This window comes from Mesorhizobium sp. M7A.F.Ca.AU.002.02.1.1 (assembly GCF_003998535.1).
Classification (GTDB): domain Bacteria; phylum Pseudomonadota; class Alphaproteobacteria; order Rhizobiales; family Rhizobiaceae; genus Mesorhizobium; species Mesorhizobium ciceri.
In genome coordinates this window covers 1-2,184 of record NZ_RZPB01000897.1, presented here as the reverse complement: position 1 = coordinate 2,184, position 2,184 = coordinate 1, and the positions used below count along the sequence as shown (strand labels likewise).

The window sequence follows — 2,184 nt, the reverse complement described above, 5'->3', positions numbered from 1 at the left end:
GTAAGGGATAGGGATGAGCGAGCAGCATCGCGCGGCCATGGCCGAGCGCGATTTCGAGGCGGCCCCCGGTCTTGTCGGACTTGACCTCGTTGGAAATGGTCAGCGACGAACCGAACGCCACCTTGACGTGAGCGAGCGGCCATTTGGCGCCGGTGACGGTCAGGCCGTCGAGCTCGGAAAAGCCGAGCACCGAAAACAGCGTGCCGTCGGCATAGTCGAAGCCGGCCGTTCCGCGCAGCAGGGGGATGCCTTCCTGAGCGCCGCTGGTCAAAAGCACGTCCGTTCCCGCCTCCGCCAGCCGCAGGGCGAGCGACAGATGCAGAAAAGCGTGGTCGGCGCGCTTGCCGCCAAAGGCGCCGGCCAGCACCAGGCGGGTCGCGCCGCGCTCCAGTGCCGCGGCGACGGCAAGTTCGCCATCGGTCTGGTCCTTTTCCGCCGGGAAGGTCCGGCGCGGCACGGAAGCGAGATCGTCCGGCAGGTTGGCCGGCACCGAATCGAAATCACCCACCCACAGCTCCGGCACGAGACCCAGCAACCGCGCATGACCGATGCCGGCGTCGGCGGCGATGACGCGGGAGCCTTTGACCTGACGGTCGAGCCGTGGCGTACGGATGAGATCGCCGCCAAGCAGGATGGTGAATGTGCTCATATCGTGTGGCCCTTACCAGCCCGGCACGGGAAACGGAAGGCGGCAAACTCCCGCTTGCATGGCGGATCGGCCCGGCCTATGTGTCGAAACGCTCTAACGGGGTGCCGGACGCGATCTTCGCGGACCGGCTGAGAGGCAGTCTCGCCAACCCGCTGAACCTGATCCGGTTTGTACCGGCGGAGGGATTAGACGTTTCGGACAGTCCGACGCCTCAATTCCTTTCAATTCAAACGAAGGAGGCGCCGATGCGCACGCTTTTATACGCTCTTGTTTCAGCAACGGTCGTGGCCTTGTCCGGGCCCGCCTTGGCCAAGGACAAGCTCACCGTCTACACCTATGAGAGTTTCACCGCCGACTGGGGTCCGGGTCCCGTGGTGAAGAAGGAGTTCGAGGCCGAATGCGGCTGCGACGTCGACTTCGTCTCGGTCGCCGATGGCGTCGCGCTGCTCAACCGCGTCAGATTGGAAGGCACATCGACCAAGGCCGATATCGTGCTTGGCCTGGATACCAATCTCACCGCCGATGCCAAGGCGTCAGGCTTGTTCGCGCCGCATGGCGCGGTGACGGATGTCAGTGTGCCGGGCGGCTGGAGCGACGACACGTTTGTCCCCTTCGACTACGGCTATTTCGCTGTCGTCTACGACACGCAGAAGATGAAGACGCCGCCGAAGAGCCTGAAGGAGCTGATCGAAGGCAGTGCCAACGACAAGATCGTCATCCAGGATCCGCGCACCTCGACGCCAGGCCTCGGCCTGCTTCTTTGGGTCAAGTCGGTCTATGGCGACAAGGCACCCGAGGCCTGGGCCAAGCTCAAGGCCAAGGTGCTGACCGTGACGCCGGGCTGGAGCGAGGCCTATGGGCTGTTCACCAAGGGCGAGGCGCCGATGGTGCTGTCCTACACGACGTCGCCAGCCTACCACATGGTCGCCGAGAACACGGAGCGCTACCAGGCGGCCTCCTTCGAGGAGGGCGAGTATCTGCAGATCGAGGTGGCGGGTATCACCACGACAGGAGCCAAGAATCCGCTGGCGGCCAAGTTCATGGCCTTCATGACCGGGCCGAAATTCCAGGATGCCATCCCCGAGACCAACTGGATGTTCCCGGCAGGCAAGACCGACAAGCCGCTCAATCCGGCCTTCGACAAACTGGTCAAGCCGACGAAGACCTTGCTGTTCAGCCCGCAAGAGGTCGCCGCCAACCGCAAGGCCTGGGTCGATGAATGGCTGGCGGCGATGAGCAAATAGGCAGCGCGATGGCGCCGGCGCATTCCACGGATTCCCGCGTCAGTGCCGGCATTGTCGCGCTCGCTGCAATCGCGCTGCTGATCGGCGGCGCGTTTGCCGGCCTGCTTTTCGAGGGCGCCCATGATTTCTCGGGCGCCTGGGCAGCCTTCGATCCCTATCTGCTTCGCGTCATTCGCTTCACGCTCTGGCAAGCGGTCCTGTCGACGCTGCTTTCGGTCATCCCGGGGCTGTTTGTGGCGCGCGCTCTGTCGCGGCATCCACGTTTCTTCGGCCGCGCCTTCATCCTGCAGA

General features: G+C 64.2%; 2 protein-coding genes, 1 pseudogene and 1 riboswitch. Of the genes and pseudogenes, 2 read left to right on the top strand and 1 reads right to left on the bottom strand.

The window, feature by feature from the left end; translation table 11 throughout:
* A partial coding sequence (locus EN879_RS33000) for a thiamine diphosphokinase (protein WP_127274562.1) occupies nucleotides 1-649 on the bottom strand: 649 nt, incomplete at its 3' end.
* Nucleotides 650-736: 87 nt separating this feature from the next.
* Nucleotides 737-851, top strand: a riboswitch (TPP riboswitch).
* Nucleotides 852-894: 43 nt separating this feature from the next.
* Here EN879_RS33000 and thiB point away from each other — a divergent pair.
* Both thiB and EN879_RS32990 read left to right on the top strand, forming a co-directional pair.
* Complete coding sequence (thiB, locus tag EN879_RS32995) at nucleotides 895-1,893, top strand: thiamine ABC transporter substrate binding subunit (RefSeq protein ID WP_063169191.1); 999 nt, start codon at nucleotides 895-897, stop codon at nucleotides 1,891-1,893.
* An 8-nt stretch (nucleotides 1,894-1,901) separates the two neighbouring features.
* Nucleotides 1,902-2,184, top strand: a pseudogene (locus EN879_RS32990) (thiamine/thiamine pyrophosphate ABC transporter permease ThiP); the annotation flags it as partial.

Excerpts from the sequence above, each read along its gene's own strand:
- thiB (WP_063169191.1), top strand. The coding sequence starts at position 895 with ATGCGCACGCTTTTATACGCTCTTGTTTCAGCAACGGTCGTGGCCTTG.